This window comes from Streptomyces sp. YKOK-I1, assembly GCF_054660435.1.
Window position 1 is genome coordinate 6,040,102 of sequence record NZ_BAAGDR010000001.1, and the last position, 20,984, is coordinate 6,061,085.

Below are 20,984 nucleotides of genomic sequence, written 5' to 3' on the forward strand. Positions count from 1 at the left end.
GCCCCGGCACTAGAGCCCGGTGCGCGACGCATTCCGGCCACATCTGGGTGCTTCCTGAGCGTTCGCTGTTACCGAATCCGGACGTATGAGCGGAACCCGCTCGTTCGTCGTGTCCTCTGAAGGGGTGACCACCAGAGGACGCGACGAACGGGATTGCCATGCGCGCCATCACCCGAAGGGGAGCACTCGGACTCGGTGCCGGGGCCGCCGCCGCTGCCGGACTCGTCGGATGCGGCAGCCTGACCAGTACCGATCCCTCCCCCGCGGGCGGTTCCGGGAAGGGCGGCTCCGGCAAGAAGGGCTCGCCGAAGCCGACCGCCACCGCCAAGCCGATCGGCGACGGGTCCACCGCCTTCACCGGCAAGCAGCCCCACCAGCCCGTCAAGCCGGTGCCGCTGGAGCCCGGCCAGGAGCCGCCGCAGTTCGTCGTCTTCTCCTGGGACGGCGCCGGCGAGGTCGGCAACGGTCTCTTCCCGCGCTTCCTGGACCTCGCCAAGGAGCACGGCGCGGCCATGACCTTCTTCCTCTCCGGGCTGTACCTCCTGCCCGAGTCGAAGAAGCGGCTCTACGACCCGCCGAACAACCCCGTCGGCGCCTCCGACATCGGCTACCTCACCGACGAGCACGTCAAGATGACCCTCACCAACGTCCGCCGGGCATGGCTGGAGGGGCACGAGATAGGCACCCACTTCAACGGGCACTTCTGCGGCGGCTCCGGCTCGGTCGGCAACTGGACGCCCGCGCAGTGGCGCAGCGAGATAGACCAGGCGAAGAAGTTCGTGAAGGAGTGGCGGACCACCACCGGCTGGACCGATCTGGCCGCGCTGCCCTTCGACTACGACAAGGAGCTCGTCGGCGGCCGTACGCCCTGCCTCCTCGGCCAGGACAACCTGCTGCCCACCGCCAAGGCGCTCGGCTGGCGCTACGACGCCTCCTCGCCGGGCGGGCGCCAGGTGTGGCCGCAGAAGAGGCAGGGGCTCTGGGACCTGCCGTTGCAGCAGATACCCTTCCCCGGCCGCAGCTTCGAGGTCCTCTCGATGGACTACAACATGCTCGCCAACCAGTCGGTCAACTCCACCAACGCGCCCAGCTACAACTACCCGGGCTGGCGCAAGCAGTCCGCCCAGGCCTACATCCAGGGCTTCCGGCGGGCGTACGAGTCCAACCGCGCCCCCTTCTTCGTCGGCAACCACTTCGAGCACTGGAACGGCGGCATCTACATGGACGCCGTCGAGGAGGCGTTCAAGCACATCGCCGCCGAGAAGGAGAGCGGCGCAGACGTCCGGCTCGTCTCCTTCCGCCAGTTCGTGGACTGGATCGACGTACAGAAGCCGGAGGTGCTGGACAAGCTGCGCACCCTGGACGTCGGCCAGCAGCCGGCCGGGGGCTGGAAGGAGTTCATGAAGGACACCGCCGGTTCCACCGGCTCCACGAGCTCCCCCAGCCCCTCCGAATCCGCCGCCTGAAATGCGGTTTTCCGCCCGCAAGGGGGGTGCGCAAGATCCCCGGAACGGGCATGCGAAACTTTTCACATGAGTGCCACCCGCACGCTTTCGTCCCTCGCCGTCGCCGCTGCGGCGACCCTGCTGCTGTCCGCCTGCGCCGCCGGAGGGATCTCCGGCGGTGGCGGTGACACCAAATTCATCATGGGCAAGGACGGCATCTCCACCGTCGCCCAGGGCAAGCGCGACGCGGCCCCCGCACTCTCCGGCAAGACCATCGACGACCAGCAGCTCGCCCTCTCCTCGTACAAGGGCAAGGTCGTCGTCCTGAACGTGTGGGGATCCTGGTGCGCGCCCTGCCGTGCCGAGGCCCCCAACTTCCAGAAGGTCTCCGAGGACCTGGCCGCCCAGGGCGTGCAGTTCGTCGGCATCAACGTCGCCGACCCCAAGGTCCAGAGCGCCCGCGCCTTCGAGAAGGGCTTCGGGGTCACCTACCCCAGCCTGTACGACCCGAGCAGCAAGCTGATGCTCCGCTTCAAGAAGGGCACGCTCAACCCGCAGGCCATCCCCTCCACGCTGGTCATCGACCGTGAGGGGAAGATCGCCGCGCGGTCGCTGGCCGCGCTCAGCGAGGACAAGCTGCGCAAGATGATCGCCCCGGTCCTCGCGGAGAAGTGACGTGAGCGCGCTCACCACCCTCGCCGCGGCGGACGGCTACAACGGCACGGTCCTCAACGGCGCCCTGGTCCTCGCCCTGCCCATCGCCCTGCTCGGCGGGCTCGTCTCCTTCTTCTCGCCCTGCGTCCTGCCGCTCGTCCCCGGCTACCTCTCCTACGTCACCGGCGTGACCGGCACGGACCTGGCCGAGGCCCGGCGCGGGCGGATGGTCGCCGGCGCCTCCCTGTTCGTCCTCGGCTTCACCGCCGTGTTCGTCTCCAGCGGCGCCCTGTTCGGCTACTTCGGGCAGACCCTCCAGGAGAACCAGGGCGTCCTGTCCAAGGTGCTCGGCGTCCTCATGATCGTCATGGGCGTCTTCTTCATGGGCCTGATGCCCTGGATGACCGCACGCGAGTTCCGCTTCCACAAGAAGCCCGCCACCGGGCTCGTCGGCGCCCCGCTGCTCGGCGCGCTGTTCGGCATCGGCTGGACCCCGTGCATCGGCCCCACCCTCGCCTCCGTGATCGCCCTCTCCTCCCAGCAGGGGAGTGCGGGCCGCGGTGCCATACTGACCGTCGCCTACTGCCTCGGCCTCGGAGTGCCGTTCGTCCTGGCCGCGGTCGCCTTCCGCAAGGCGCTCGGTGCCTTCGGCTGGGTCAAGCGCCACTACGTCTGGGTGCTGCGGGCCGGCGGCATCATGATGATCGTGACCGGACTGCTGCTGCTGACCGGTGCGTGGGACCGCATCGTGCAGGACATGCAGTCCTGGTCCGCCGGCTTCACTGTGGGGATCTGATCCATGAGCAAGACCACGACAAGCGACGAGACGGCGGCCGCCCCCGAGGAGGGGGACCTCGGCGCGGCCGGCTCCCAGCTCTCCACCGCGCCCGCCGAGACCGCGGCGAACGTGCCCGGCCTCGGGGTCGTCGGCTGGGCCCGCTGGTTCTGGCGCCAGCTGACCTCCATGCGGGTCGCCCTGCTGCTTCTGCTGCTGGTGGCGCTGGGCGCGATCCCCGGCTCGCTGATCCCGCAGACCGGCCAGGACGCCACCAAGGTCGCCGACTTCGCGAAGGCCCACCCGACGCTCGCGCCGGTCTACGAGAAGCTGGGCCTGTTCCACGTCTACAGCTCGGTGTGGTTCTCGGCCGTCTACATCCTGCTGTTCGTCTCCCTCATCGGCTGTATCGTGCCCCGCACCTGGCAGTTCGCCGGCCAGCTGCGCAGCCGTCCGCCAGGTGCCCCCAAGCGGCTGACCCGGCTGCCGGCGTACACCACCTGGCGCACGGACGCCGAGCCGGAACAGGTCCGCGAGGCCGCCCTCGCCCTGCTGAAGAAGCGCCGCTTCCGCGCCCTCCTCGCCGGGGACGCCGTCTCCGCCGAGAAGGGCTACCTCCGTGAGGTCGGCAACCTCGCCTTCCATATCGCGCTCATCGTGATGCTGGTGGCCTTCGCCTGGGGCCAGCTGTTCAAGGCCGAGGGCAACAAGCTCCTCGTCGAGGGCAACGCCGGCTTCTCCAACACCCTCATCGCCTACGACGACTTCAAGTCCGGCAACCTCTTCGGGACCGACGACCTGAACCCGTTCAGCTTCACCCTGGACAAGTTCAAGGGGACGTACGAGAAGACCGGCCCCAACAAGGGCACCGCCCGCACCTTCCAGGCGGCGGTCACCTACAGCGTCGGCGCCTACGGCAAGGACAAGAAGGATGTCGTCAAGGTCAACCACCCGCTGGAGATCGACGACTCGAAGATCTACCTCACCGCCCATGGCTACGCCCCGGTGATCACGGTCCGCGACGGCAAGGGGAACGTCGTCTTCCATGACGCGGTGCCGCTGCTGCCGCTGGACTCCAACGTCACCTCCAGCGGTGTCGTCAAGGTCCTCGACGGCTACAAGAACGCCAAGGGCGTCACCGAGCAGCTGGGCATCTCGGCCTTCTTCCTGCCGACGTACACCGCCGGCAGCGAGACCGCCTCGACCTTCCCGGCGCTGGACAACCCGGTGCTGAACCTGGCGCCGTACCACGGCGACCTCGGGGTCGACTCGGGGATCCCGCAGAGCGTGTACCAGATGGACAAGACCCATATGAAGGAGTTCAAGGACTCCAAGGGCGCGCAGCTGCGGGAGAACCTCAAGCCGGGCGAGACCATGACCCTCCCGGACGGCGCGGGCTCGGTCACCTACGAGGGCACCAAGCAGTGGGCCAACTTCCAGATCACCCAGCAGCCCGGCAGCGGCTGGGCGCTGACCGGTGCGATCGCCGCGATCTTCGGCCTGGCCGCCTCCCTGTTCATCCAGCGCCGCCGGGTGTGGGTGCGCGCGGTCAAGGGCGCCGACGGCGTCACCGTCGTCGAGATGGCCGGCCTCGGCCGCAGCGAGTCCGCGAAGCTCCCCGAGGAACTCGGCGACCTCGCCGGCATCCTGTACGACCAGGCGCCGGGGGCGGAGCCGGACGGCGCGTCCGACTCCGACGCCGCAGCTGCCGAAGGGGCTGAGAATTGAATCCTCTCCCTCGCGGACCCAGGGAGATTCCTGGCTCACGCCGCCCGACGGGCCAGCGGCCCGCCAGGTCTTCCACGATCAACGCCAGCCGGGTTGAAACCAGCCCGGTAACACGGCTTCAAGCTTCCTGCCCGACCTCACCGCCCGACGCAATTCGCCGGGATATTCACCCGAAGGAGTGCTGAGGTGACTTTCGCCGCCGCAACCGAGCTGGCCGCCGCCACCAACGAACACCTCGCGAGTATCAGCAACACGCTGATCTACTCGGCGATGGCCGTCTACACCCTGGCCTTCTTCGCGTACATCGCGGAGTGGCTCTTCGGCAGCCGCAGCAAGGTCGGCCGGACCGCCGCCGCGCTCACCGCCACGGCGCAGGCCAAGGCGAAGGGCCCGGCCGTCACCGTCAAGAAGGACGGCGGCACCGCCGTGCTGGAGCGCCCGCAGGTCGTGGTGCGCTCGGCGGCCGGCGCGCGGGACCTGCCCGACGGGCCCGGCGCGCACGGCGGCGACGAGCAGGGCGACATGTACGGCCGGATCGCGATCTCCCTCACGGTGCTCGCGTTCCTGGTCGAGCTGGGCGGAGTGATCGCCCGCGCGGCCTCGGTGGAGCGGGCGCCGTGGGGCAACATGTACGAGTTCAACCTCACCTTCTCCACGGTGGCCGTCGGGGTGTACCTCGGTCTGCTGGCGCTGAAGAAGAACGTCCGCTGGCTCGGCCTGTTCCTGATCACCACGGTCCTGCTGGACCTCGGCCTCGCGGTCACCGTCCTGTACACGGCGAGCGACCAGCTGGTCCCGGCGCTGCACTCGTACTGGCTGTACATCCACGTCTCCACCGCGATCTTCTGCGGCGCGGTGTTCTACGTCGGCGCGGTCGCCACGATCCTCTACCTGTTCAAGGACGCCTACGAGAACAAGCTGGCGACCGGCGGCAAGCCCGGCGCGTTCGCCAACTCGGTCCTCGACCGGCTGCCCGCCGCCGCGTCCCTGGACAAGTTCGCCTACCGCGTCAACGCGGCCGTCTTCCCGCTGTGGACCTTCACGATCATCGCCGGCGCGATCTGGGCGGGCGACGCCTGGGGCCGCTACTGGGGCTGGGACCCCAAGGAGACCTGGTCCTTCATCACCTGGGTCGCCTACGCCTGCTACCTGCACGCCCGTGCCACGGCCGGCTGGAAGGGCCGCAAGGCCGCCTACCTGGCCATGATCGCCTTCGGCTGCTGGCTCTTCAACTACTACGGCGTCAACATCTTCGTGACCGGCAAGCACTCGTACGCCGGGGTCTGACGCCGTACCGAAGAGGCGTACCGAGAAGACGTACCGAGAAGGCCGGTTCCTGTGACGTGAGTCACGGGAACCGGCCTTCGTCGTGCGGACAGGAAGAGGGGCGTGGATACGAATCTGCGAAGACGCATCCGCGCGGGGGACCACGACGCCTTCGGTGAGCTCTTCGACGCCTGCGCCCGCTCCGTCTACCACCACGCCTACCGGCTCACGGGGGAGTGGACGGTCGCCGAGGAGGTCGTCTCACTGACCTTCCTGGACGCCTGGCGGCTGCGCGGGAAGCTCGACGAGGACGGCGGCTCCCTGCGCCCCTGGCTGCTGGGCATCGCCACCAACGTCACGCGCAACACCCGCCGCGCGAGCCGGAGACACGCGGCCGCCCTGGCCCGGCTCCCGCGCGACGAGGCCGTACGGGACTTCGCCGACGAGGTCGCGGGGCGCGTGGACGACGCGGCCCGGCTGGACCTCGTACGCACCGCCCTGACGCGACTGCGCCGGGCCGAGCGGGAGGTGCTGGCGCTGTGCGTGTGGTCGGGGCTGGACTACGGGGCCGCCGCGGAGGCGCTGGGGGTGCCGGTCGGGACGGTGCGGTCACGGCTCTCGCGGGCTCGCACCAAGCTCGCGGCCTTCACGAACGGCATGGAACTCCCGCACGCGAGCGGACAGAAGACAGGTGACCGCGGCGGCGCGGTCCGGCCCCTGAGGGAGGGACACCGATGAGCCACCTGCCCGAACAGGACCTTCCACCGGGCCGTCACCGACTCCTCAAGGAGCATCTGCTGACCGAGATCCGGCGTACCGAGCAGGCCCCGCGCCCCCGCCGGGCCTGGCTGCGGCCCGCTCTGGCCGCGGTCGCGGTCGCGACGGTCGCGGCCCTCACGATCGTCGTGCTGCCGCCGGGGGAGGGGGCACGGCACCCCGGTGCGGCGGTCGTGCTCGAGGACGACGGGCTCGGCGACGCGCGCGACGACCAGTACACGTACGTCGACTGGATGGTGTCGTGGGAGTCGACGGAGATCAAGGAGGACGGGACGTCCACGACGACGCTGCGGCCGTTGCACCGGCTGGAGGAGTGGGTGTCCGTGGACGGCACCCGCAAGGGGCTGATCGACGAGGCGGGGGGCGAGGGGAGACGGACCACCCAGCCGGACCGGGTCCCGGGCAAGAAGGACAAGACCCTGCCCGTCAACTACCGGTACCTGTCCACGCTGCCGACCGACACCGACGGGATGTACGCCTGGATGCGCAAGAAGGCGGTGGCGATGAACGGCGGTGGTTTTGAGGACGACCCCGACGAGCTGCTGTGGCTGGTGGCCGGCGATGTGTTCAAGACCGGACTGCTGCCGCCGAAGCAGAGCGCGGCGCTCTACCGGGCCCTGCTCAGGGTCCCCGGGGTGGTCGCCCTCCCGCGCTCTGTCGACGCCGTCGGGCGGGTCGGCAGGGCGCTCGGCCGCCTGGTCCCGAACTCGTCTCTGCGCCAGGAGGTGGTCTTCGACAGGAAGACGTATCAGTTCCTCGGTGAGCGCGACCTCTACACCGAGGACGAGGACACCTTCAAGAAGGGCACGGTCACCAGCCGCACGGCCGCACTGAAGGCCGCCGTCGTGGACAAGCGGGGCGAGCGGCCGTGACCATGCGAAACCGGCTCCCAAGGGTCACGCTGGAGTCATGCACCTGCTGGTACGGCTGCCCGTTCCCATGGAGACGGTCTGGCCCGCGGTGAGCACGCCGGACGGGCTCGCGGCGTGGTGGGTGGAGGCGGATCTGCTGGAACCCCGGCTCGGCGGCGCGGTCGTGCTGCGCGGGCTGGGGGAGGGCCGGGTCACCGCCTGGGACGTGGACCGGGTCGCCGAGTACACCTTCCCGGCGATCGGCCGCGTCCGCTTCCATCTGGAGCGGGACGGGGCCACGGCCTCGGTCCTGCGCTTCACGCACGAGTCCGAGGGCGGGGAGCCGCCGGACTCCGGGGCGGAGCCGGCCTGGCGGGGGCGATTCGAATACCTGAGCGAGTTGCTGGCCCTTTCGGAGCACGGGCACGGCCAGGACGGCCAGGACGGCTAGGACGGCGGGAGACACTCCTTCCCCGGCGGTTTCCCCTCCGGCCAGGCGATACGGACGAAGACCGAACCGCCGTCGGGGTGCAGTTCCACGATCGGCACGGCCTTGTCGTACGGGTTGCCGTGGACGTCCAGACAGATCCAGCCGCTCGCCCCGCTCACCCGCAGCGAGCCCTTGACCTGCGGCCACTGGAGGCCGACATCGGCGAGGGCCGGGACGCTCGCGCCGTCGGGGGTGGCCTCGCGGATGCCGTGGACGGCGAGGGTCATCGCGTCGTAGGCGATGATCAGCTGGCCGTCGGCGAGATCGACCGTCCCGATCGGGCCCACCGGGGCGTTGCCGGTGCGCGCGAGCAGATCGGTCAGCACCTTCAGGTCCGCCGCCGAACCGCCCGTCCCTGACTTGTCCAGCGCCCAGGCGTCACCATGGGCCAGGGCGGTGTAGCGCACCGAGAGACGATGGCGCAGGGCGCCGCGGTCCAGCTTCTTGTCGCCGGTCAGATACGAGCCCTCGTCCCCGGTCAGCACCGTGAAGCTCCGCTCCTGGCAGCCCCGGGTGCCGAGCGCGTTGATGAACTGCCGCAGCTGGGTGTGCCGGCCGGCGAACAGGATCGTGTCGGTGCGCGGCGAGGTGTCGCACATCAGGTGGGTGATCTGCCGGAACGTGTTCGCGGTCGTCCCCTCCCGGGTGCGGTCGGCGGGCGGGGTGAAGGGCTGCGGCTCGTAGGGCGAGCCCTTGATCAGCGCGGCGAACGACGTCTGGAGCGTCCGCGTGTACGGATCGCCCGGCTTGTCGTACACCAGCAGCGCCCGCTCCGCGTCCACCTTCGCGAACGCGGCCAGCGCACGGGCCTCGTCGGTGTTGGTGGGGGAGACCCGGGCCAGCCCGGGGAAGGGGTCCTTGCCGTGCTGCCCGTTGGCGAGGTCGTCGGCCGTGATGGAGGCGCCGACCACCGGGATGCCCCGCCGGGTCAGCTCCGCGACGGCCTTCTTGTTGTTGTCGGTGCTCTGGCCCACCCCGGCGACCGCGCGCAGCCGGTCGGGCCCCTTCGTCATCCGCTCCACCTGGTCGACCATCGTCTCCCAGTGCGCGCTGGTGGCCCCGGGGTTGGCCAGCACCAGCCGGATCGCCGGCGCCTGCCCGTTGGAGCTGTGGTTGGCCCGGTACTGGGCGAGGTAGGCGCCCTGCATCTCGTGCTGGATGTCGCTGAGCGTCGACGAGGTGGAGGCGGTGTACGGCAGCATCAGCGCGACCGTGACATAGGTGCCCTTCTTCAGCCGGTCGTTCTCGGCGTAGATCGCCCGGACGACGTCCCGCAGCCGGCGGTGCCCGAAGTCGTACGCCCCGGTCGCCACCCCCACGCATTCGTCGGCGCCGGGCGGCCGGGCCACCCCGGGCGCGCAGGAGCGGTCCTCGTGGGTCAGCGCCCGTACGCCGAAGACCAGGCCGGTGACCAGGGCGGCCGTGAGCAGCAGGGCCGTGTAGCGGTAGAGCCGGATCTCCCAGACGTCCCGCAGCCACCGCATGAGCGCGCTTCTGTCTCCCTCGGCCATCAGCCCTCCCCGTCGGTCCGCAGCGGCCGGCCCGCGAGGGCGTCCCGGGGCCAGGCCCGGGAGGCCGCGAACAGCAGTGCGCCCCCGGCGGGCCGCAGGTCGGACAGTTGCAGCAGTTCGAACTCCAGCCGCCCGCAGACCCGTGCGTCGGGCAGCACGAGTGGGTCGGTCACCTGCCACACCGCGTGCAGCAGCCGCCGTGTCCGCAGATGGAGGGAGGCGTCGACGCCCTCCGGGGGCTGCCCGTCCGCGTCGGTGCGGCCGAGCGCGATCGCCGTACGCAGGTCGCCGCGGCCGGCCGCGTCCCGGCCCTCGGCGTCGTGGGCGTGGAAGTAGGGCGCGGAGGCGAGGAAGCACAGGGTGTCCAGCCAGGCGCGGGTGTCCAGCACGGGGAACGTGTCGCGCAGATGGGCGACCGCGCCTGCGGTGTCGCCGAGGGCGAGTTCGTGGTGGAGCCGGTAGCGGGCGTGGGCCGGGGGCCCGTCCTCGCGGGTGTAGTGCCGGATCAGCGTCTCGTGGACCTCGCGCCACTTCGCGTGGTCGGCGCGGCGGTGGTGCAGCCGGAGCAGCAGCAGGGTGCGCACGAACGGGTCGCCGACGAACTGGCCCGACTCCGCCGCGAGCCCCTCCTCGGCCAGCCGCACCCGCAGGGACCGTACGCCCGAGGAGCCGAAGTCGTCGGGCAGCCGGGCCCGGGCGAGGGCCACGGCGGAGTCGTGGTCGTGCGCGGCCGCGAGGACCGTCAGCTCGTCGAGACGGTCCGCGGGGACCAGCCGCCGCAGCAGCTCGGCGTAGACCGGCCGGCCGTCGTCGGTCTGCTCCTCGGTGAGCTTCACCTTGGCGGTCAGCAGCCGCCCCAGGGACGCGGCCTCCCGCGGGTGCTGGCGCGCGGCGGTGGCGAGCAGCACGATCCCGAGCGGGTTGCCGCCGGTCAGCCGGTGCGTGGCGTGCGGGAACTGGGGCGGGAACCCGATGTCGTCGCAGATCGCGCCCACCATGTGCAGGGTGTCGTCCGGGGACAGCGGCGGCAGCGGCACCAGCAGGGCCCGCGAGGAGGGCGAGGACCCCGGCTCCCACTCCGTCGCGCGGGCCACCTCGGGCAGCTCGCGCCGTACGGCGTCCCGCAGCGCCGGATGGGCCGTGCCGCGTACGGTCGTCACGCACACCACCGGGTCCACCACCCCGTCCGCCCGGTCGCGCAGGACGGCGTCCAGCAGCCCGGGGCCGGGACCGCCGCGCGCGTTGTCGAGCAGGACGAGCGGGCGGCCGAGCCGCCGCAGATGCGAGCCGAGCCCCGCGTACGCCTCGGTGAGGTCGGCGAGCAGGGCCCGCACCAGCCAGCGCTCGGCGTGCTCGCGGGAGGTGCCGCCGGCCCGGAAGTTCCCGGCGAGCAGCAGCAGTCCGCGTTTCGCGTTGCCGCCCGCGTTGGGATAGGCGCGGTACCAGGTGGCCGGCTTGTGCTCCTTGTGCGAGGTGAAGCCCTCGGAGAGCGCCTCCAGGGTGGCCTCGACGGTCGCCGCGACGAACGGCCCGCCGCCGCCGGCCGCCGCGATCACCTTCGAGGCGACCTTCCCCGCCCAGCGCCCGGCGAGCGTGAAGTGCGACCGGCGCTCGTTCAGCAGCAGGATCCGGGTCAGCTCCCGGCGGATCCGGTCCGAGTCGCTGCGCCCGCTCCAGTCGCTCGCCCGCACCGCGACCAGGCCCGCCGTCAGCCGGGGGAAGGAGAGCTGTCCGGCCGCCTTCACCGGCTCGGTGAGCTGCTCGGCCACCACCAGCAGGGCCTGCCACACCGGCGACCAGGACTCGGGGCTCTCCTCGTGCGGCGGGCGCGCGAACTGTTCGTCCTCGCAGTCGATCAGCGCGAGCGGGGTGCGCTTGCGGGACTCGCCGCCCCGCAGCCGCTCGGTGTAGGCGTCCACCAGCTCGGCCAGCACCGCGCTCTTGCCGAGACCCCGCCCGCCGGCCAGGACCAGCAGCGGTGGCCCGGTGGGGTGTTCGGCCTTCTCGCCCTCATGGGCGTACGGACGGAGTCCGACGAGCCGGGGCACCAGCCCGGGCGGCTCCACGTCGAACAGCGCACCACGCCCGTACAACCGTCCGCGCACCGCACCTCTCCCCCCAAGGGCCCTGGCAGGCTTACGCGTTGTAACAACTTGCCCCCTAGCACGGGGTTGTAGTTAATGGTGCCCAGAGAGTGACGGGAATCACCGACAACTCGCTCAACTCATGGGGGACTTGATGACCACACCGGAACCGTCGGGACATTTCGACGTGCCACCCCCGCCCCCAGCGCCCCCGACACGCTTACCGGGCCTGGAACTGCGGGTCAGCAAGCGGCTGTTGTGGGTCGGCGGGGCCTGCTACCCGCTGGCGAACATCGCCCGGGTCTACACCCTGACGATCCATCCGCGGCGCAAGGAGGCCGTGCTGCGGTTCCTGCGGACCTTCCTGATCACCGGGGCCGTGGCCCTCACCCTCACCGTGCTCAGCGGCATCACCATGGTCGCCGACCAGGAAACCGGCAGCGGACTCATGACGTTCGTCTGGCTGGGCTCCGTCGGCGTGGTGGTGTACGCGCTGGTCGAGATGCTCCAGGTGCTCGGCGCGCAGTCGCACTACGTGATGGCGGTGGAGACCTCCGGCCCCTCCCAGGCCGTGGTCACCAGCCGGGACCCGCACTTCCTGAACCAGGTGGTCGGCCAGATCGCGCACGCGATCGAGCACCCCGACACCGAGTTCCAGGTGCGGGTGGAGAGCGTCACGATCAGCCCTCGGCACTACTACTTCGGCGACAACGTCAACATGTACGGCGGCAGCGGCAACGTGGGGATGGCAGGCGCATGAGCACGCACCACCATTACGGCGACAACGTGAACATGTACGGCGGCACCGGCAACACCGGCATGATCAAGAACCAGGGTGCCGCCGCCCCCGCCTCCCCCGAGCTGGAGGCGGCCGTACGGGAACTGCTGGCGCTGCTGCGGGAGGTGCGTCCGAGGATCCCGGCGGCCAGCGCCCAGGCCCTCGACGAGTCGCTGCCCGCCCTCACCGCCGACTCCGCCGCGCCCGCGCGGGAGCGCCACCGGGCCCTCCTCGCCGTCGCGGGCATCGCGGCCACGATCGGGGCGGTGGGGCAGCCGGTGCTCGAAGCGGTGAACCGGGTCCTGGCGCTGGTCGGCCCCTGAACGCCGGGCAGGGGGGCGCCGGCCGCCCCCCTGCCGTGTCCCCCGGCTCACCGCAGCCGGGACGACGACAGGATCGACAGCAGATGGGCCGGGACCATCAGCCAGGTGATGACGGCGATGGCGGCCAGCGCCCAGCGGGTCGGCCCGATGCCCCCGGTCGCCACGTCGGCGAACGCCACGACCAGAAGGACCAGCGAGGCCTCGATGCCGTTGGTCACCCGGTGGATCTTGAAGGCGGCGGCGAGCCGGCGGACCGAGGCGACGCCCTGCGAGCGGGGCGCGGACGCCTCGTCGTCGGCCACGGAGAGTCCCCGCCGGGCCCGGGCCACGTCCACCAGATCGGTGGAGGCCTTCAGCAGGACGACCCCGAGGGCGGTCGCGAGGCCCAGGGACACCCAGCCGTCGAAACCGTGCCAGTCGCCGGTCCCCGACCCGGCCGCGCGGAAACCGAAGCCGATCATCAGCGCCGCGTCGGCGAGGTACGCGCCGAGCCGGTCGACGTAGATGCCGGTCGCGCTGTTCTGCCCCTTCCAGCGGGCGACCTCGCCGTCCACACAGTCGAAGAGCAGGAACAGCTGCATGAGGAGGGCGGCGAGCACCGCCCCCGCCAGGCCCGGCACCAGCAGCGCGGCCCCCGAGAGGACCCCGCACACCACCATCGTCCAGGTCAGCTGGTCCGGGGTGACCCGGGTGCGCACCAGCTGACGGGTGAAGCGCAGCGATATGCGCCGCATGTAGAGGCGGCCTGCCCAGTGCTCGCCGTTACGGCTCGCCAACTTGGCCTGCGGCTGGCAGACCTCCCGCAGCTCCTCAAGCACCGGAGCAGCAACCATGACCCGTTCCTCCCACGCACCCAACTGGACGATTCCCGGCGCATTTTGACACGGTGAAGCACACCCGCCCACGTCAGGGAGGCCTGCCTTGTCCCTCGACTTCTACGTCACCCAGAGCGCGTTCTCCGACCCCGGCGACCTCGCCGACCGGTACGCGGAACTCCCCCGCGATCCCGCCCGGCTCGCCCGCATCGCCCGCGACCTGATGATCCACCGGCTGGAGGGCGACCTCTTCGGGCACACCCACCCGGTGGACCGTCTGCACCACGACGCCGAGTCCCGCTACATCGACGACGTCCTGCGGATCCTCGTGGAGCGCGACGCCGCCCCGCTGACCGAGCGGCGCGAGCCCGCCGACCGGTTCGTCGGCGTCTGCCGCGACTTCTCCCTGCTGCACTGTTCCTTCCTGCGCCATGCCGGCGTCCCGGCGCGCGTCCGCTCCGGCTTCGCCGACTACTTCGGGTCCGACGGCTTCCACGGCGACCATGTCGTCACCGAGTACTGGGACGAGGAACGGGGGGCCTGGCGGCTCGCCGACGCCCAGCTCGCGGGCGGCCCCTGGACGGTGGACTTCGACCCCATGGACGTGCCCCGCGACCGCTTCCTGGTCGCCGGCCGCGCCTGGCGGGCGATCCGCGCGGGCACGGCCGACCCCCGCTCCTTCGGGCTGCACCCGCCCGAGGAGGGGCCGCTGTGGGGCGAGCGGTTCGTGGCGGGCAACGTACGGCTGGACCTCGCGGCGCTCAACAAGGTGGAGACGCTGCTGTGGGACGTCTGGGGAGCGGACGAGGGCGACTTCGACCAGCCGCTGCCGGAAGCCGTCCACGCGCTCTACGACCGTGCCGCGCGCGTCACCGCCGACGAGGTGCCCTTCGACGCGGCACGCGCGCTGTTCGCCGAGGAGGACGGCCTGCGCACCCCCGCGTCGGTCCTGTGCCTGGCCCCCTACAACGGTCCGAGCCGCGTCACGCTGCGCTGAGCCCCGCCGCCCCCGGGGCCGCCGCCCGGGCCGTCCCCCGGACCACCCGGTGCGCACAGGCCGCCGTCAGCAGTTCCCCCAGCAGGTCCGGGTCGTCGATCTCCAGGCCGAGGAGTGACTCGATGCGCTCCAGGCGCTGGTAGAGGGACTGGCGGCCGATGTGCAGGAGGGCGGCCGTGCGGGTCGGCGAGCAGCCGTTGCGCAGATGCACCTCCAGGGTGCGGACCAGATCGCTCGGGTGCGCCGCCTCCCACTCCAGGAGCGGCCCGAGGGCGTGCCGGACCATCCCCGCGAGCCGCTCCCGGTTGGCGGGGACACCGCCCCGGGTCAGCTCCCGCTCCAGGGCGAAGGCCCGCGAGGACGTCACCAGCGGGCCCCCGGGCGCGGCGGGCTCGGCGGGCGGCACGGTCAGCGCCAGCTCCAGCGTCGTACGGGCCGCGCGCAGCGTCTCGCTCCAGTGCAGCCATCCGCCCCCGGCCGGCACCGCGTGCCCCACGGCGACCGTGAGCCCCGGCTCGGCCACCGCGCGGAACGCCTCCTGCACGGCCCGCACCGGATCCCCGGCCCGCTCGCCGGACAGCGCCAGCAGGGTGAGCACGTCCCCGGGGAACGCCGCCCGCAGCGCCCCCGCGCCCCCCAGCAGCCGTACGGCCCGGTCGACCGCCCCCGCCTCCCGGGCGCCGTGCACGGACACCCCGATCAGCCGCGCCCCCGGCCCCGGACGGAACCCGGCGAGCGCCGCCCGTGCCTCCACCTCCGGCTGGTTCAGCGCGGCCCGGTCGGCGAGGTCGGCCAGCAGGGCGGCCGGGTGGTCGTCACCCCGGGGCCGTACGACCGAGCGCCCCGACAGCCCCCGGGCCACGATCGCCCGGTTGGCGGCCTCGGTGATCCGTACGAACGGCACGACCCGGTGCAGCGCCAGCAGGGGCAGCTCCAGCCGGCGGGCCTCGTCGACCACCTCACCGGGCATGCACGGCAGGGACCGCCCCACCTCCACCGCGAGCCCGACGGCGCCCCGCGCGGCCAGCTCCCGCACATACCGGCGCCGTACCTCGTCCGCCGCGTCCGTCAGCCCGAACCCGTTGGTGAGCAGCAGCTCCCCGCCGTCGAGGAAGTTCGCCCCTTCGTACACCTCGCTCGAATGCACCCAGCGGACGGGCCGGTCGAGGCCCGCCGCGCCCGCGAGCAGTTCGGGCGCGCTGGCCCGCACCGGGTCGAGGGTCAGGACTTCACGGAGGGTGAGTGCGGGCACGGGAACCTCCAGGGTGCTGACAGAACGTCCGGCCACCGGCTGCCCGGAGAGTACTTTCCGCACGTTGCCCCGGTGTTTCGAGCACACCAGAGTGGAGCCATGAACCCTGTGGATCAGGTCCCCCTGGACCAGTCGACGGCCCGGGCCTGGCTGGCCACCGCCGTCGCCGAGGCCCGCACCGGGCTCACCGAGGGCGGCATCCCGATCGGCGCCGCGCTCTACGGCCCCGACGGCACCCTGCTCGGCCGCGGCCGCAACCGGCGCGTCCAGGACGACGACCCCTCGACGCACGCGGAGACGGCCGCCTTCCGCGCGGCGGGCCGGCAGCGGTCGTACCGCGGCACGACGATGGTCACGACCCTCTCGCCCTGCTGGTACTGCTCGGGCCTGGTCCGGCAGTTCGGCATCTCACGGGTCGTGGTCGGCGAGGCGGCGACCTTCCACGGCGGCCACGACTGGCTCGCCGAGCACGATGTGGAGATCGTGCTCCTCGACGACGCCGAGTGCGTCGCGATGATGCGCGACTTCATCGAGAAGAACCCGGCACTCTGGAACGAGGACATCGGTGTCTGATCCGCGTATTCCCACGGTCGACCTCACGCCCTGGCTCGAAGGGGACGCGGAGGCCCGCAGAGCCATCGCGCGCACCGTCGACGAGGCCCTCCGGACGGCCGGCTTCCTGCTGGTCACCGGGCACGGCGTGGACCCCGCCCTCCGCTCCCGCATCCGGCGGTCGGCCCGGGACTTCTTCACGCTCCCCGTGGACGTCAAGCAGGCGTACGCCGTGAAGGTCGGCGGCCGGGGCTGGCTGGGCCCGGGCGCGGAGGCGAACGCCTACTCGGAGGGGACCGAGACCCCGCCGGACCTCAAGGAGTCCCTGACCTTCGCCACGCACGAGCCGTTCGACGACCCGGTGATCAACGCGGAGTGGTACGCGCCGAACGTCTGGCCGGCGGAGGTGCCGGAGCTTCAGCCGCTCTGCGAGGAGTACCTGGCGCAGATGGCCGACCTGGAGAAGCAGCTGCTGTCCCTGCTGGGTGAGGCCCTCGGCCTCGAACCCGACTTCTTCTCCCGTCACATGGACCACCCCACCTACGGCTTCAACATCAACTGGTACCCGGGCACGGAGGTCATGGGCGAACCGGAGCCCGGCCAGTTCCGGATCGGCCCGCACACCGACTTCGGCACGGTGACGATCCTCGACCGGCAGGCCGGCAAGGGCGGACTCCAGGTCTGGACGGAGGAGGGCGGCTGGGAGGACGCGCCCTTCGACCCGGACGCCTTCACCATCAACATCGGCGACCTGATGGCCCGTTGGACGGGCGACCGCTGGCGCTCGGGCCGGCACCGCGTGCTCCCGCCCCCGGCCGACGCACCCGCCGAGGAGCTGATGTCCCTCGTCTACTTCGGCGAGTGCACGCCCGGCACGATCGTGGAGTCCGTACCGGCGCCGGTGGGGCGGGTGGCGTACGAGGCGGTCGACTCGCATGTGTATCTGCGGGGGAAGCTGGACTCGATCACGGTGGAGTGAACACCGCGTAGTCGACGACCGGTGCGGGGTCCACGCCTCTGCTATCGGCTCACGAGATGCACCCTCACCCCGTCCGGCCCGCGCGGGCGTACCGGGCCGCGAGGGTCGTGAACGCCGCGGTCAGTTCCGGCGGGCCGATGATGTCGATGTCGGTGTCGAAGTGGCCGAGGGCGGCCGCGAGGCCGGGCCAGGACCAGGAGCCGAGGGTGAGGCGGCAGCGGTCGGGGCCGAGTTCCTCGATGATGCCGTCCTGGGTGTGCGGCGCGACCTCGGCGGCGGGGAGGTGGAGGATGACCTCGCCCTGGCAGGGCCAGTCCGTGGTGGTGCCGTCGTTGCCGCGGAACCGGCTGGTGACGAAGGCGGCGACATCGCCGCCGGGGAGTTCGCGGGGGGTGAAGCGGGGGCCGGTGGGGGTGCGGGGGCGGATGCGGTCGACGCGGAAGGTGCGCCAGTCCTCGCGGATGAGGTCCCAGGCCACGAGGTACCAGTGGTGGCGCCGGGTGACCAGGTGGTGGGGGTGCACGCGGCGGGGGTCGGCGGGGGTCGGCGGGTAGTCGAAGCGGAGTTCCTCGCGGGCCCGGACGACGCGGCTCAGTTCCAGGAGGACCTCACGGTCGACCCCTGGGACGTCGCGGGGCGCGGGCGGCGGGACCGCCGTGATGTCCAGCAGGTCGATGCGGTGGCGCAGCCGGGGTGGCATCACCTGGCGGAGGGTGGCCAGGGCGCGCGTGGCGTCCTCGGCGACGGAGGTGAGGGTGGTGTCCGCGGCCGTGGTCCGGAGCGCGACGGCCAGGGCGATCGCCTGGCCGTCGTCGAACAGCAGGGGCGGCAACTGGGCGCCGGCCTCCAGACGGTAGCCGCCGGCCGGTCCTTTGACGGTCGTGATCCGGTAGCCCAGCTCGCGCAGCCGGTCGATGTCACGGCGCACGGTCCGCGCGGTGATGTCGAGGCGGTCGGCGAGATCCCCTCCCGACCAGTCGCGGTGCGTCTGGAGCAGCGAGAGCAGGGCGAGCAGCCGGGCGGAGGTCTTCTGCATGCGGTCGATTCTCCCGGCAGTAGCGGACACAGCCTGTCCGCTACCTCCGCCAGGGTGGGCTGCACCACCGAGGCGAGGAGCAGACCATGTCCGTCACGACCACCACCCACCTGAACTTCCGGGGCACCGCGCGCGAGGCGCTGGACTTCTACCGGTCCGTCTTCGGCGGACGTACGGTCGCCGTCACCTACAAGGACGCGGGCGCCGTGCGCGACGAGAGCGAGGCGGACTGGGTGATGTGGGGCGAGGTGGCCGGCGACAACGGCTTCCATGTGATGGCGTACGACGTGCCCTCGCAGCTGCCCTGGAACCAGGGCGAGAACCCGTTCTTCGTGTCCGTGCGTGGCGACGACGCCGAGGAGATCGGCGCCCTGTGGGGCAGGCTCGCCGAGGGCTCGACCGTCGTGCGCGCGCTGGAGCCCGCGCCGTGGGCGCCGCTGTACGGCATGCTCACCGACCGCTTCGGCGTCACCTGGGTCCTGGACGTCACCGCCCCGTACACCGGCTGAGCCCGCCGGACCCGGGAAGGCACGCCATGACCGCCGTCCTCGACCGCCGCGCCCTCAACCGGGCCACGCTCGCCCGCCAGCATCTGCTCGTCCGCGGCGACGGGTCGGTGCCCGAGGCGGTGGCCCGGCTGTGCGGCCTCCAGGCGCAGGAGCCGCAGGAACCGTTCATCGGACTGTGGTCCCGCCTCGCCGGCTTCGAGCCGGCCCGGCTGGACGACGCGCTGACCGGCCGTACGGTGGTGCGCACCCATCTGATGCGCCGTACCGTCCACCTGGTCACCGCCGACGACGCGCTCGCCTGGCGGGCCCGCCACGACGCCATGCTGCGGCAGCGGGTGCTGGGCACCTACCGGCGCGAACTGTCCGGCATCGATCCGGACGAGGTCGCCGAGGCCGGCCGCGCGGTCATGGCCGACGGGCGGCCGCGCACGATGAGCGAGCTGGTGCGGGCGGTCGAGGACCGCTGGCCCGGCCCGCCGCGCCGGGTCCTGGGCGAGCTGCTCGTCGCGGCCCTCGTCCCGATGGTCCAGCTTCCGCCCCGCGGGCTCTGGCAGCGGACGGCCGGTGTACGCAACCTGCCGCTGGCCACCTGGCTGGAACGGGACGTCGACCCCCTGCCCGCCGGGGACGGCGATCCCGTCGGCAGGCAGTTGCTGCTCCGCTATCTCGCCGCCCACGGGCCCGCCGCCGGCGCGGACCTGCGCGCCTGGTGCGGCCTCGCCGGGCTGCCCGCCGCCGTCAGGGCCGTCCGGGAGGAACTCGTCGTCTTCCGCGACGAACGCGGCCGCGAACTGCTCGATCTGCCCGACGCGCCCCGCCCCGACCCCGGCACCCCGGCTCCCGTCCGGTTCCTGCCCGCCTTCGACAACGCCGTCCTCGGCTACCACGACCGCAGCCGCATCATCGACGACGCCCACCTCGGTCTGTCCGTCGCGGGCCACCGCATGGTCCTGGTCGACGGACGCGTCACCGCCACCTGGACCGTGAAGGGTCATCAACTCCGGATCAGTCCGCTCCGCCCCCTGACCGCCCGGGAGGAGGAAGCCGTCCGCGCCGAGGCCGAGGACCTGGCCGTCTTCCTGGACCAGGACATCGAGCACGTCCGGCTCGGCACCGAGGACTGACGGTCACGCGCGCGTGTCCCGGACCCGCAGCAGCAGCTTCCCCGTGCTGGTGCGGGTGCCCATCAGGCGGTGGGCCTCCGCCGCCCGGTCCAGGGGGAACTCGGCGGTGACCGGGACGGTGACGGTGCCGTCGGTGACCTTGGCGAAGGCCCGCTCGGTGAGCGCGCGCAGGGTCGAGGGGGCCGTCTGGGACAGGGTGAGGATGGAGAAGCCGGCGACCGACAGGCCCGTCGGGTACAGCTCCGGCTGGCCCACGCTCCACGGTTCGGCCGAGCTCGCGTTGCCGAAGGAGACCAGTCGGCCGAAGACGGCCAGGGAGGCCAGGGAGGCCTTCAGGGTCTCACCGCCGACCGGGTCCAGGGCGAGGTCGACCCCGCGGTCACCGGTCGCCGCGCGCACCGCCTTCTCGAAGTCGCCGACGAACACGTCGTCGTAGCCGTGGCCGAGCGCGTACGCGGCCTTCTCCGACGACGACACCACGCCGTACACCGCGCCCGCGCCCGCCGCCTTCGCCAACTGGCCGATCACCGTGCCGACTCCGCCCGCCGCGCTCTGCACGAGGACGCTCTCGCCGGGCTGGAGCCGGCCCACCGCGTGGACCAGGGCGTACGCCGTCGGCACCACCGTCGGGATCGCCGCCGCCGTACGGAGGTCGACGCCCGAGGGCAGGGGGAAGACCAGTGCCGCCTCCGCCACGGCGACCTCGGCGTAGGCCCCGCCGCCGGTCAGGGCGGCCACCTCCTGGCCGACGGACAGACCGGTCACGCCCGCGCCGACCGCCCGGACCCGGCCGGAGACCTCCAGGCCGGGGCGGAAGGGCAGGGCCGGGACCCGGTAGCCCTCGGCGCGTGCCTTCAGGTCCGCGAAGTTCAGCCCGGCGTAGGCCACGTCGACGGTCACCTGACCGGGGCCGGGCTCCGGGGCGTCCACCTCCACGGCCCGCAGGACCTCCGGACCGCCGTACTCCTGGATCTCGACCGCGCGCATGGCACACCTCACCCCTGGGCTCGACAACTGTTCGACGGGAAGCGAACACTC

At 72.2% G+C, this 20,984-nt stretch carries 21 protein-coding genes; 15 read left to right on the forward strand and 6 right to left on the reverse strand.

Translation table 11 applies throughout. The features are described from left to right. Positions 1–158: 158 nt before the first annotated feature. From ACYQ8Q_RS26785 to ACYQ8Q_RS26820, 8 genes are all read left to right on the forward strand, one after another. Positions 159–1,466: a polysaccharide deacetylase family protein gene (locus tag ACYQ8Q_RS26785; protein WP_460068392.1), complete on the forward strand. Its 1,308-nt coding sequence runs from the start codon at positions 159–161 to the stop codon at positions 1,464–1,466. A 66-nt stretch (positions 1,467–1,532) separates the two neighbouring features. Then, positions 1,533–2,120, forward strand: coding sequence for a TlpA family protein disulfide reductase (locus tag ACYQ8Q_RS26790; protein WP_460068393.1), 588 nt, complete (start codon positions 1,533–1,535; stop codon positions 2,118–2,120). A 1-nt stretch (position 2,121) separates the two neighbouring features. After that, complete coding sequence (locus ACYQ8Q_RS26795) at positions 2,122–2,895, forward strand: cytochrome c biogenesis CcdA family protein (protein ID WP_416983214.1); 774 nt, start codon at positions 2,122–2,124, stop codon at positions 2,893–2,895. Between the two features lie 3 nt (positions 2,896–2,898). Next, a complete protein-coding gene (resB, locus tag ACYQ8Q_RS26800) occupies positions 2,899–4,602 on the forward strand; it encodes a cytochrome c biogenesis protein ResB (RefSeq protein WP_460068395.1) in 1,704 nt (567 codons plus the stop codon). Between the two features lie 186 nt (positions 4,603–4,788). Continuing rightward, positions 4,789–5,889 carry a c-type cytochrome biogenesis protein CcsB gene (gene ccsB, locus ACYQ8Q_RS26805; RefSeq protein WP_460068397.1) on the forward strand — a complete coding sequence of 367 codons (1,101 nt, stop codon included), beginning with the start codon at positions 4,789–4,791 and terminating at the stop codon, positions 5,887–5,889. Between the two features lie 102 nt (positions 5,890–5,991). Then, positions 5,992–6,606: an RNA polymerase sigma factor gene (locus tag ACYQ8Q_RS26810; protein WP_460068398.1), complete on the forward strand. Its 615-nt coding sequence runs from the start codon at positions 5,992–5,994 to the stop codon at positions 6,604–6,606. After that, a complete protein-coding gene (locus ACYQ8Q_RS26815) occupies positions 6,603–7,517 on the forward strand; it encodes a CU044_5270 family protein (RefSeq protein ID WP_460068399.1) in 915 nt (304 codons plus the stop codon). The genes ACYQ8Q_RS26810 and ACYQ8Q_RS26815 overlap by 4 nt, the downstream gene beginning before the upstream one ends. A 37-nt stretch (positions 7,518–7,554) precedes the next feature. After that, positions 7,555–7,947 (forward strand): SRPBCC domain-containing protein, encoded by a 393-nt coding sequence (locus ACYQ8Q_RS26820; RefSeq protein WP_460068400.1) that lies wholly within the window; start codon positions 7,555–7,557, stop codon positions 7,945–7,947. On the opposite strand, the gene ACYQ8Q_RS26825 is transcribed toward ACYQ8Q_RS26820, so the two are convergent. After that, positions 7,944–9,497, reverse strand: a complete 1,554-nt coding sequence (locus ACYQ8Q_RS26825; protein WP_460068401.1) for a hypothetical protein — start codon at positions 9,495–9,497, stop codon at positions 7,944–7,946. The genes ACYQ8Q_RS26820 and ACYQ8Q_RS26825 overlap by 4 nt on opposite strands. Continuing rightward, a complete protein-coding gene (locus ACYQ8Q_RS26830) occupies positions 9,497–11,602 on the reverse strand; it encodes a hypothetical protein (protein ID WP_460068402.1) in 2,106 nt (701 codons plus the stop codon). The genes ACYQ8Q_RS26825 and ACYQ8Q_RS26830 overlap by 1 nt, the downstream gene beginning before the upstream one ends. Positions 11,603–11,735: 133 nt before the next feature. Between ACYQ8Q_RS26830 and ACYQ8Q_RS26835 the strand changes: the two genes are divergently transcribed. Both ACYQ8Q_RS26835 and ACYQ8Q_RS26840 read left to right on the forward strand, forming a co-directional pair. After that, positions 11,736–12,341 (forward strand): DUF6232 family protein, encoded by a 606-nt coding sequence (locus ACYQ8Q_RS26835; protein WP_460068404.1) that lies wholly within the window; start codon positions 11,736–11,738, stop codon positions 12,339–12,341. Then, positions 12,338–12,682 carry a hypothetical protein gene (locus ACYQ8Q_RS26840; protein WP_460068406.1) on the forward strand — a complete coding sequence of 115 codons (345 nt, stop codon included), beginning with the start codon at positions 12,338–12,340 and terminating at the stop codon, positions 12,680–12,682. The genes ACYQ8Q_RS26835 and ACYQ8Q_RS26840 overlap by 4 nt, the downstream gene beginning before the upstream one ends. 47 nt (positions 12,683–12,729) lie before the next feature. On the opposite strand, the gene ACYQ8Q_RS26845 is transcribed toward ACYQ8Q_RS26840, so the two are convergent. Beyond that, positions 12,730–13,515 (reverse strand): CDP-alcohol phosphatidyltransferase family protein, encoded by a 786-nt coding sequence (locus ACYQ8Q_RS26845; RefSeq protein WP_460068407.1) that lies wholly within the window; start codon positions 13,513–13,515, stop codon positions 12,730–12,732. An 88-nt stretch (positions 13,516–13,603) separates the two neighbouring features. On the opposite strand from ACYQ8Q_RS26845, the gene ACYQ8Q_RS26850 reads away from it, so the two are divergent. Continuing rightward, the gene (locus ACYQ8Q_RS26850; RefSeq protein WP_460068408.1) at positions 13,604–14,494 is read left to right on the forward strand and encodes a transglutaminase-like domain-containing protein; all 891 of its coding nucleotides are present in this window, start codon (positions 13,604–13,606) and stop codon (positions 14,492–14,494) included. Here the strand turns inward: ACYQ8Q_RS26850 and ACYQ8Q_RS26855 are convergent. Next, positions 14,481–15,746, reverse strand: a complete 1,266-nt coding sequence (locus tag ACYQ8Q_RS26855) for a PucR family transcriptional regulator (protein WP_460068409.1) — start codon at positions 15,744–15,746, stop codon at positions 14,481–14,483. The genes ACYQ8Q_RS26850 and ACYQ8Q_RS26855 overlap by 14 nt on opposite strands. 99 nt (positions 15,747–15,845) lie before the next feature. On the opposite strand from ACYQ8Q_RS26855, the gene ACYQ8Q_RS26860 reads away from it, so the two are divergent. Beyond that, entirely contained in the window at positions 15,846–16,319 is a 474-nt protein-coding gene (locus tag ACYQ8Q_RS26860) for a nucleoside deaminase (RefSeq protein ID WP_460068410.1), read from the forward strand. Further along, positions 16,312–17,277 carry an isopenicillin N synthase family dioxygenase gene (locus ACYQ8Q_RS26865; protein ID WP_460068411.1) on the forward strand — a complete coding sequence of 322 codons (966 nt, stop codon included), beginning with the start codon at positions 16,312–16,314 and terminating at the stop codon, positions 17,275–17,277. The genes ACYQ8Q_RS26860 and ACYQ8Q_RS26865 overlap by 8 nt, the downstream gene beginning before the upstream one ends. 64 nt (positions 17,278–17,341) lie before the next feature. On the opposite strand, the gene ACYQ8Q_RS26870 is transcribed toward ACYQ8Q_RS26865, so the two are convergent. Beyond that, the gene (locus tag ACYQ8Q_RS26870) at positions 17,342–18,313 is read right to left on the reverse strand and encodes a helix-turn-helix transcriptional regulator (RefSeq protein WP_460068412.1); all 972 of its coding nucleotides are present in this window, start codon (positions 18,311–18,313) and stop codon (positions 17,342–17,344) included. A gap of 86 nt (positions 18,314–18,399) precedes the next feature. Here ACYQ8Q_RS26870 and ACYQ8Q_RS26875 point away from each other — a divergent pair, with 86 nt between their 5' ends. Then, complete coding sequence (locus ACYQ8Q_RS26875; protein ID WP_460068413.1) at positions 18,400–18,822, forward strand: VOC family protein; 423 nt, start codon at positions 18,400–18,402, stop codon at positions 18,820–18,822. Between the two features lie 26 nt (positions 18,823–18,848). Then, complete coding sequence (locus ACYQ8Q_RS26880; RefSeq protein ID WP_460068414.1) at positions 18,849–19,946, forward strand: winged helix DNA-binding domain-containing protein; 1,098 nt, start codon at positions 18,849–18,851, stop codon at positions 19,944–19,946. A 3-nt stretch (positions 19,947–19,949) separates the two neighbouring features. Here ACYQ8Q_RS26880 and ACYQ8Q_RS26885 read toward each other — a convergent pair whose 3' ends face one another. Continuing rightward, complete coding sequence (locus ACYQ8Q_RS26885) at positions 19,950–20,933, reverse strand: quinone oxidoreductase family protein (RefSeq protein WP_460068415.1); 984 nt, start codon at positions 20,931–20,933, stop codon at positions 19,950–19,952. Positions 20,934–20,984 lie beyond the last annotated feature (51 nt).

Excerpts from the sequence above, each read along its gene's own strand:
- ACYQ8Q_RS26840 (WP_460068406.1), top strand. The coding sequence starts at position 12,338 with ATGAGCACGCACCACCATTACGGCGACAACGTGAACATGTACGGCGGC.
- resB (WP_460068395.1), top strand. The coding sequence starts at position 2,899 with ATGAGCAAGACCACGACAAGCGACGAGACGGCGGCCGCCCCCGAGGAG.
- ACYQ8Q_RS26835 (WP_460068404.1), top strand. The coding sequence starts at position 11,736 with ATGACCACACCGGAACCGTCGGGACATTTCGACGTGCCACCCCCGCCC.
- ACYQ8Q_RS26870 (WP_460068412.1), bottom strand. The coding sequence starts at position 18,313 with ATGCAGAAGACCTCCGCCCGGCTGCTCGCCCTGCTCTCGCTGCTCCAG.
- ACYQ8Q_RS26785 (WP_460068392.1), top strand. The coding sequence starts at position 159 with ATGCGCGCCATCACCCGAAGGGGAGCACTCGGACTCGGTGCCGGGGCC.
- ACYQ8Q_RS26825 (WP_460068401.1), bottom strand. The coding sequence starts at position 9,497 with ATGGCCGAGGGAGACAGAAGCGCGCTCATGCGGTGGCTGCGGGACGTC.
- ACYQ8Q_RS26860 (WP_460068410.1), top strand. The coding sequence starts at position 15,846 with ATGAACCCTGTGGATCAGGTCCCCCTGGACCAGTCGACGGCCCGGGCC.
- ACYQ8Q_RS26845 (WP_460068407.1), bottom strand. The coding sequence starts at position 13,515 with ATGGTTGCTGCTCCGGTGCTTGAGGAGCTGCGGGAGGTCTGCCAGCCG.
- ACYQ8Q_RS26820 (WP_460068400.1), top strand. The coding sequence starts at position 7,555 with ATGCACCTGCTGGTACGGCTGCCCGTTCCCATGGAGACGGTCTGGCCC.
- ACYQ8Q_RS26875 (WP_460068413.1), top strand. The coding sequence starts at position 18,400 with ATGTCCGTCACGACCACCACCCACCTGAACTTCCGGGGCACCGCGCGC.
- ACYQ8Q_RS26880 (WP_460068414.1), top strand. The coding sequence starts at position 18,849 with ATGACCGCCGTCCTCGACCGCCGCGCCCTCAACCGGGCCACGCTCGCC.
- ACYQ8Q_RS26885 (WP_460068415.1), bottom strand. The coding sequence starts at position 20,933 with ATGCGCGCGGTCGAGATCCAGGAGTACGGCGGTCCGGAGGTCCTGCGG.
- ACYQ8Q_RS26815 (WP_460068399.1), top strand. The coding sequence starts at position 6,603 with ATGAGCCACCTGCCCGAACAGGACCTTCCACCGGGCCGTCACCGACTC.
- ACYQ8Q_RS26790 (WP_460068393.1), top strand. The coding sequence starts at position 1,533 with ATGAGTGCCACCCGCACGCTTTCGTCCCTCGCCGTCGCCGCTGCGGCG.